Origin of the sequence: Geobacillus sp. E263 (assembly GCF_007197795.1) — a bacterium.
Taxonomy (GTDB): domain Bacteria; phylum Bacillota; class Bacilli; order Bacillales; family Anoxybacillaceae; genus Parageobacillus_B; species Parageobacillus_B toebii.
The window spans coordinates 3,470,001-3,477,599 of the sequence record NZ_CP041632.1; the positions used below are offsets into that span (position 1 = coordinate 3,470,001).

The following is a 7,599-nucleotide window of genomic DNA, read 5'->3' on the forward strand; positions in this document are numbered from 1 at the left end:
TAGGAGAGCCTGACTGCCAAGATTGAAATGCTTTTTTATATTTTTGAACCGCTTTCAGATAAAGTGATATCGGCTGCTCATTGCTAGTGTTATCGCCATCATGCTGTCCAAGCAATTCAGCTGGTCTAAATGGATCGCCATTTGCCAGAACTGGTTCGATGCACACTTCCTCAATCAAAAATTTTTCCAGTACATTTAATAACGCTGGCGTCAATACAGTATTTTTGGGCATAATTGTCTTTTTTGTTTTACCTAGTACATCTTCAGCAAGAATACATCCTTCTTGCAATTGATGAAGTTTCGCCCGGATCATTGTGCTACACTCCTACTTTCGTCCTTTATTCCATAATCTTATACTAACATTGATGGTACGATAGTTGTAGTGGTTTACATAAAAAATGGCTCAAAAGGTAACACCTTTCGAGCCATTACAGTAATTAATGATTCTCTTCTTCGTCTACTTCATTTTCTTTCTCTTCTTTTGGAACTTTCGCTACGGTAGCAACATATTCATGTTCATCATCGTCGGATAAGCGAATTAATTTTACGCCTTGTGTATTTCTTCCCATTCGTGAAATGTCACTGACCGCGATACGAATAAGAATGCCGCCTGCAGTAATGAGCATTAAGTCTTCTTCACCAGTCACCGTCTTCACCGCAACAACCGAACCATTTTTCTCTGTAATGTTGCACGTTTTGAGTCCTTTTCCGCCACGGCTTTGTATACGATACTCCGAAGCCGGGGTACGCTTGCCATAGCCGTTTTTCGTAACGACTAATACATCGCAATCATCTTCTAAAATTTCCATGCCAACAACTTCATCGCCATCTTCGAGGGTAATCGCTTTAACTCCTGTTGCGCTTCGTCCCATTGTTCGTACATCGGTCTCTGGAAAACGAATGAGCATTCCGTTTTTTGTCCCGACAATAATATGTTTCGAACCGTCGGTTAACTTAACGGAAATCAACTCATCTTCTTCACGCAAATGGATGGCGATTAGACCATTGTTACGAATATGGGCAAACGAAGATAATGGCGAGCGTTTGGCGATTCCTTGTTTTGTTGTAAAGAACAAATATAAATTATCATCAAATTCATTGTTAATAGGGATAATGGTGTTAATCCACTCGTCTTTATCGAGTTCTAAAAGATTAATGATTGGAATTCCTCTAGCGGTTCGACCAAATTCAGGAATTTCGTATCCCTTCGCCCGGTATACTTTCCCTTTATTTGTAAAAAATAAAACAGTGTCATGGGTCGATGTAATCAAAAGATGTTCCACAAAGTCATCTTCGCTCGTATGCATTCCTTGGACGCCTCGTCCGCCTCGTTTTTGGCTTTTATACGTTGAAACAGGAAGACGTTTAATATAGCCTTTATGCGTGAGCGTAATGACGATGTTTTCGCGCGGAATTAAATCTTCATCGTCAAATTCTTCGATTCCTCCAATGACGATTTCTGTTCTCCGCTCATCGTTAAACCGCTCTTTAATTTCCGTTAATTCATCGCGAATAATTTGTAAAACTTTCTCTTCATCGGCTAAAATTGCTTTTAATTCGGCAATTAAGCGAATAAGATCTTGATATTCTTGTTCGATTTTTTCTCTTTCCAATCCTGTCAATCGTTGCAAGCGCATGTCTAAAATCGCCTGTGCCTGTCTTTCGCTGAGCGAAAATTGCCGCATAAGTCCTTCTCTAGCGATTTCTGTCGTTTGCGAGCTGCGGATTAAGTTAATCACTTCATCGAGATGATCAAGAGCAATACGCAATCCTTCTAAAATATGGGCACGCGCCTCCGCCTTTTTCAATTCATATGCCGTGCGGCGGCGAATGACGGTTTTTTGATGATCTAAATAATGTTGCAAGCATTCTTTTAAGTTTAATACTTTCGGCTGGCCGTCAACAAGCGCGAGCATGTTAATACCAAAGTTCGTTTGCAGTGCCGTATGTTTGTATAAATTGTTTAATATTACTTTCGAGTTCGCGTCTCTTCGCACTTCGATGACAATTCGCATTCCGCTGCGATCCGATTCATCGCGCAAATCAGTAATGCCGTCAATTTTCTTTTCACGGACAAGCTCGGCAATGCGTTCAATTAATTTTGCCTTGTTGACTTGATAAGGGAGCTCGCGGACAATGATCATTTCTTTCCCGTTTGATTGTTGTTCAATCTCGACTTTGGCGCGCAATGTAATCGAACCTCGGCCTGTTTCATACGCTTTGCGGATGCCGCTGCGTCCAATGATTTGCCCTGCTGTTGGAAAATCCGGTCCTGGAATATATTCCATTAAATCCGCTACAGTCATATCAGGATTTTTACTTAACGCCAAAATCGCGTCGACCACCTCGCCGAGCTGATGCGGCGGGATGTTCGTGGCCATCCCGACAGCGATCCCTGACGAACCGTTTACTAGTAAATTTGGGAAGCGCGACGGCAATACGACAGGCTCTTTTTCCGAACCATCATAGTTATCTTGATAATCAATTGTATCTTTGTTAATGTCACGCAGCATTTCCATCGCGATTTTGGACATGCGCGCTTCCGTGTAACGCATCGCTGCAGCCGCATCGCCGTCAATGGAACCAAAGTTTCCATGACCATCTACAAGCACATAACGATAGTTAAAATCTTGTGCCATGCGAACCATCGTATCATACACCGCTGCGTCACCGTGAGGGTGATATTTACCGATGACTTCACCGACGATGCGGGCAGATTTTTTATAAGGCTTGTCCGCGGTCATTCCGAGGTCATGCATTGCATATAAAATACGGCGGTGCACCGGTTTTAACCCATCGCGTACATCAGGTAATGCGCGCGATACGATGACGCTCATCGCATAGTCAAGAAACGAAGAGCGCATCTCTTGGCTAATATTGACTTCGCGGATGCGCGGATTTTGATTTTCTGACATTCATAAAACCTCCCTTATAAAAAATTTTCGGCGGGGAGGGTGATTGCTCAACACTCTCCGATTAAATGTCTAAGTTTTTCACATATCGCGCATTTTCTTCAATAAACTGCCTTCTCGGTTCTACTTTGTCTCCCATTAAAATCTCGAATGTTTCGTCTGCTTCAATCGCATCTTGCAAACTAACTTGAAGAAGCGTTCTTGTCTCTGGATTCATCGTTGTTTCCCATAATTGTTCCGGATTCATTTCTCCAAGACCTTTATAACGTTGAATCGTCGGTTTCGGATTTTCCGGCAATTCCGCAAGAATTTTTTCAAGCTGCCGGTCATTATATGCGTATTTTACCTGTTTGCCTTGTTCAATCTTATAAAGCGGAGGCTGGGCGATGTATACATATCCCCGCTCGATAAATTCGCGCATATAACGATAAAAGAAAGTAAGCAATAATGTGCGGATATGTGCCCCATCGACATCAGCATCTGTCATAATAATGATTTTATGGTAACGCGCTTTCGTAATATCAAAATCTTCACCAATTCCCGTACCTAACGCAGTGATGATAGCGCGAACTTCATTGTTCGATAAAATTTTGTCAAGCCGCGCTTTTTCGACATTGATAATTTTCCCGCGCAACGGCAAAATCGCTTGAAAATGGCGGTCTCTCCCTTGCTTTGCCGAACCGCCGGCAGAGTCTCCTTCGACCACATACAATTCACTGATAGAAGGATCTTTCGAGGAACAATCCGCTAGTTTCCCAGGCAAGTTAGAAATTTCAAGAGCGCTTTTTCGTCTTGTAAGCTCACGCGCTTTTTTCGCCGCTAACCGTGCCCGCGCCGCCATCATGCCTTTTTCCACAATTTTTCTTGCTATCGTTGGATTTTCTAATAAAAATGTTTCAAATTGTTCCGAGAAAATTGCATCGGTAACCGCCCGTGCATCACTGTTTCCAAGTTTTGTTTTTGTTTGTCCTTCAAACTGCGGGGACGGATGTTTAATCGAAACGATCGCTGTCAATCCTTCGCGAACATCTTCTCCGGTTAAATTAGGGTCATTATCTTTCAAAATTTGATGTTTGCGTGCGTAATCGTTAATAATGCGCGTCAATGCTGTTTTAAAACCGGATTCGTGCGTTCCGCCTTCATGTGTGTGAATGTTGTTAACAAAAGAATAAATATTGCTACTATAACTATCGTTATATTGGAGAGCAATTTCCACATAAATACCATCGCGCTCACCAATGATATAAATCGGTTCCTCATGAAGCACTTCACGCGTCCGGTTTAAATGTTTAACATAAGATTTAATACCGCCTTCGTAATGATATTCGTTTTTCCGATTTTCTACTCGCTTATCTTCAAGCGTAATTTTAAGGCCTCGATTTAAGAAAGCAAGCTCGCGAAGACGGGTTGCCAACGTTTCATAATCAAATTCTGTCGTTTCCGTAAAAATTTCCGGATCAGGCTTAAAACGAACGGTGGTACCTGTCCGATTCGTTTCTCCAATCACTTCTAAATCCGTACAAGGTACGCCGCGTTGATATTTTTGATAATGGATTTTCCCATCCCTGTGTACATATACTTCCAGTTCTTCGGATAGAGCGTTAACGACAGAAGCGCCGACGCCATGAAGTCCGCCCGACACTTTATAACCGCCGCCGCCAAACTTTCCTCCTGCATGAAGCACGGTCATAATGACTTCGACAGCAGGGCGCCCCATTTTCTCTTGAATATCAACAGGAATGCCACGGCCGTTGTCCGTAACAGTAATGCTATTATCTTTTTCAATCGTAACGTTAATTTCTGTACAGTAACCAGCTAAAGCTTCATCGATGCTATTATCTACAATCTCCCATACGAGATGGTGCAGTCCTTTTGGACCCGTGGAACCAATATACATCCCCGGCCGTTTACGGACTGCTTCCAGCCCTTCTAATACTTGAATTTGGCTCGCATCATACGTATGTTCGATTTTTTGTTCCATTGTCATGCGAATCACCTACGCTTTCTTTCCAAACGTTCAAAAGATTAATCACAAAGAGGGGCGGTAATGTGACCGGAATGGACTTTGTAAATTGCTGCTTCCTTGATGATGTCATGTTCGATTCCTTCAATGCTTGTTGTCGTCACAAACGTTTGCACTTTTTTCCGAATTGTATCAAGAAGGTGGGTTTGCCGAAAGTCATCTAGTTCAGATAGCACATCATCAAGTAAAAGAATGGGGTAATCGCCAATTTCGGAAAAAATCAATTCGATTTCTGCCAACTTGATGGATAACGCTGTTGTGCGCTGTTGCCCTTGAGAACCAAATATTTGGACATCTTTTCCGTTCACGCTAAATGCAATATCATCACGATGCGGACCAGCAAGCGTCATTCCTCGCTGGATTTCTCTTTCTTTTATTGTAGCAAACTTTTCACTATATGCTTCTATTATTCTAGACAATTCTATCTTTTCTGATACATCAACAGAAGGTCGATATTGAATTTGTAATGTTTCTAATCCGCGGCTAATTTCGTGATGAATTGGCGCCGCCCATTTTTGCAGCAAAAGCAAAAATTCATACCGCTTTAGCGTGATTTTAGCTGCCAGCGGAATGAGCTGTTCTGTTAAGATATCTAGTACTGTTTCATCTTGCTGCTCGCGCGTTTGCAACATTTTTAAATAATGGTTTCGCTGCTGCAAAAGCTTTTGGTATTGGCTCAAATCATGTATATAAACAGGGGATACTTGCCCAATTTCCATATCGACAAAACGCCGTCTCACTTGCGGGCTTCCTTTTACTAAATTTAAATCTTCCGGGGCAAACATCACGATATTCAAATGACCAACATATTGACTTAATCGCTGCTGTTCAATATGGTTGCATTTCGCTTTTTTTCCTTTTTTTGAAATAATAAGTTCAAGCGATAGCGCCCCATTTTTTTTCATTGCCTTTCCTTCTATTTTAGCATAGTCTTCATCCCAGCGAATGAGATCTTTGTCGTTTGTTGTCCTGTGCGACTTCGCCATCGCCAATACATAGATGGCCTCCATCATGTTTGTTTTCCCTTGAGCATTCTCCCCTAAAATAATATTTACGTTATTGGCAAACTCTATCGTTTCACTCTCATAATTACGATAATTTTTTAGCGATAAATGTGTTAAAAACAACGGCCCTTCACCTACTCTGCCCTTGTTACAATAAACGTTCCAAGTCCTTCGACTTCGACTATATCCCCATTTTTTAATTTCCGTCCACGCCGATTTTCTCTTTCTCCGTTGACAAGCACCTCATTGGTTTGCAGAAACCATTTCACAGCACCGCCTGTCCCAACGGCTTGAATGAGTTTTAGCAATTGACCAAGCGTAATCGTTTCTGTCGTAATCGTTACTCTTTTTTCCATTCATCATCGCTCGCTTTCTAAAAACTGCCCATCTCTTTATTTTAACGAAAAAATAAAATATTAGCAAAGAAAGCTGCTAGAACTTAGCAGCTTTCATAAACGTTAATACGTTCTTACTGGTAAAATAAGCTGAAGCATAGAGTCGCTATGGAGAGGACGAAGTAAAAATGGACGCATTGCACCAGTAAAGCTAATTTGAATGTCGGTGCCATCAAGCGCTTTTAGTGCATCCATCATATATTTTGCGCTAAAGGAAATCTTTAATTCCTCTCCTTCGATCGATTCACTTTGAATTTCTTCCGTTACTTTTCCGATTTCCGGAGAAATAGAAGAAATTTCAATAATGCCGTCATTTAGCGTTGTCAGTTTCACAACATTGTTTCTTCCTTCTCTTGCTAATAAAGATGCGCGGTCAATGGCTTGTAAAAACTCTTTTGCGTTAACGATAATATCGGTTTTGCTATCTGTTGGAATAAGCCGGGTAGTTTCTGGATAATTTCCATCAAGCAATCGAGAGAAAAACAATAAATGTTTTGTTTTAAATAAAATTTGATTCGCCGTGATGACAATATCAACCGGGTCGTTGCTATCATCTAAGATTTTGCTCAATTCATTTAAACTTTTTCCCGGAATGACAACGTTATACGATTGCTGGTTTTCCGTTTCTATTTTTGCTTTTCGTAATGCAAGACGATGGCTATCTGTTGCAGTACAGATTAATTCCCCATTTTCGATTCTCCAGTTTACACCTGTCAAGATCGGTCTTGTCTCTGAAGTAGAAACAGCAAATACGGTTTGACGAATGATTGTTTTTAACAAGTCAGTAGGAATTTTAAAAACATTTTCTTCCTCAATTTGAGGAAGTCTTGGATACTCTTCCGCGTCAAGCCCGTTTAAACTGAACTCCGCTTTTCCGGAACGGATCACCGTTAAAAAATTAGGCTGTACTTCAATTTCAATCGTATTTTCCGGTAGTTTTTTTACGATTTCTGAAAAAAAGCGAGCTTGCAACACAATACTGCCGGTTTCTATTACTTCGACAAGCACTTTGTCTTCTTCTTCTGTAGGAATAAAAGATTCAATCGAAATGTCAGAATCGCTGCCTGTTAATGTTACTCCTTGTGGAGTTGCCGCAATTTTAATTCCAGTCAAAATCGGAATTGTCGTACGGGGGGATACAGCTTTCATAACATCTTGAACACTTTGAACCAGCGCTTCTCGATCAATTTTGATTTTCATCATGTAAGGCCTCCTACAATGATTAGGGAAATAAATTATTTTTTTATAATAAAAATATCGTAATA

Annotated in this window: 6 protein-coding genes (1 of these 6 cut by a window edge); all 6 read right to left on the minus strand. The window is 41.0% G+C overall.

All coding sequences use genetic code 11. The annotated features are described in order from the left end of the window. On the minus strand, window positions 1–313 hold the 5' end (the start) of the coding sequence (locus FNL97_RS17810) for an HD-GYP domain-containing protein (RefSeq protein WP_097353957.1). 767 nt of this gene lie to the left of the window's left edge; 313 of the gene's 1,080 nt are visible here — the first part of the coding sequence; it begins with the start codon at window positions 311–313; the stop codon falls past the left edge of the window. Window positions 314–437: 124 nt separating this feature from the next. Beyond that, entirely contained in the window at window positions 438–2,915 is a 2,478-nt protein-coding gene (gene gyrA / locus FNL97_RS17815; RefSeq protein ID WP_062679407.1) for a DNA gyrase subunit A, read from the minus strand. Window positions 2,916–2,976: 61 nt separating this feature from the next. Next, window positions 2,977–4,899 carry a DNA topoisomerase (ATP-hydrolyzing) subunit B gene (gyrB, locus tag FNL97_RS17820; protein ID WP_062679406.1) on the minus strand — a complete coding sequence of 641 codons (1,923 nt, stop codon included), beginning with the start codon at window positions 4,897–4,899 and terminating at the stop codon, window positions 2,977–2,979. A 38-nt stretch (window positions 4,900–4,937) separates the two neighbouring features. Then, window positions 4,938–6,062: a DNA replication/repair protein RecF gene (gene recF, locus FNL97_RS17825; protein ID WP_012748783.1), complete on the minus strand. Its 1,125-nt coding sequence runs from the start codon at window positions 6,060–6,062 to the stop codon at window positions 4,938–4,940. An 11-nt stretch (window positions 6,063–6,073) separates the two neighbouring features. After that, window positions 6,074–6,295 carry a S4 domain-containing protein YaaA gene (yaaA, locus tag FNL97_RS17830; RefSeq protein ID WP_012748782.1) on the minus strand — a complete coding sequence of 74 codons (222 nt, stop codon included), beginning with the start codon at window positions 6,293–6,295 and terminating at the stop codon, window positions 6,074–6,076. A 102-nt stretch (window positions 6,296–6,397) separates the two neighbouring features. Then, complete coding sequence (dnaN, locus tag FNL97_RS17835) at window positions 6,398–7,534, minus strand: DNA polymerase III subunit beta (RefSeq protein ID WP_143416363.1); 1,137 nt, start codon at window positions 7,532–7,534, stop codon at window positions 6,398–6,400. Between the last annotated feature and the right edge of the window lie 65 nt (window positions 7,535–7,599).

Bases quoted from the DNA above. Each gene is read 5' to 3' on its own strand.
- gyrA (WP_062679407.1), bottom strand. From the start codon at position 2,915: ATGTCAGAAAATCAAAATCCGCGCATCCGCGAAGTCAATATTAGCCAA.
- gyrB (WP_062679406.1), bottom strand. From the start codon at position 4,899: ATGACAATGGAACAAAAAATCGAACATACGTATGATGCGAGCCAAATT.
- yaaA (WP_012748782.1), bottom strand. From the start codon at position 6,295: ATGGAAAAAAGAGTAACGATTACGACAGAAACGATTACGCTTGGTCAA.
- dnaN (WP_143416363.1), bottom strand. From the start codon at position 7,534: ATGAAAATCAAAATTGATCGAGAAGCGCTGGTTCAAAGTGTTCAAGAT.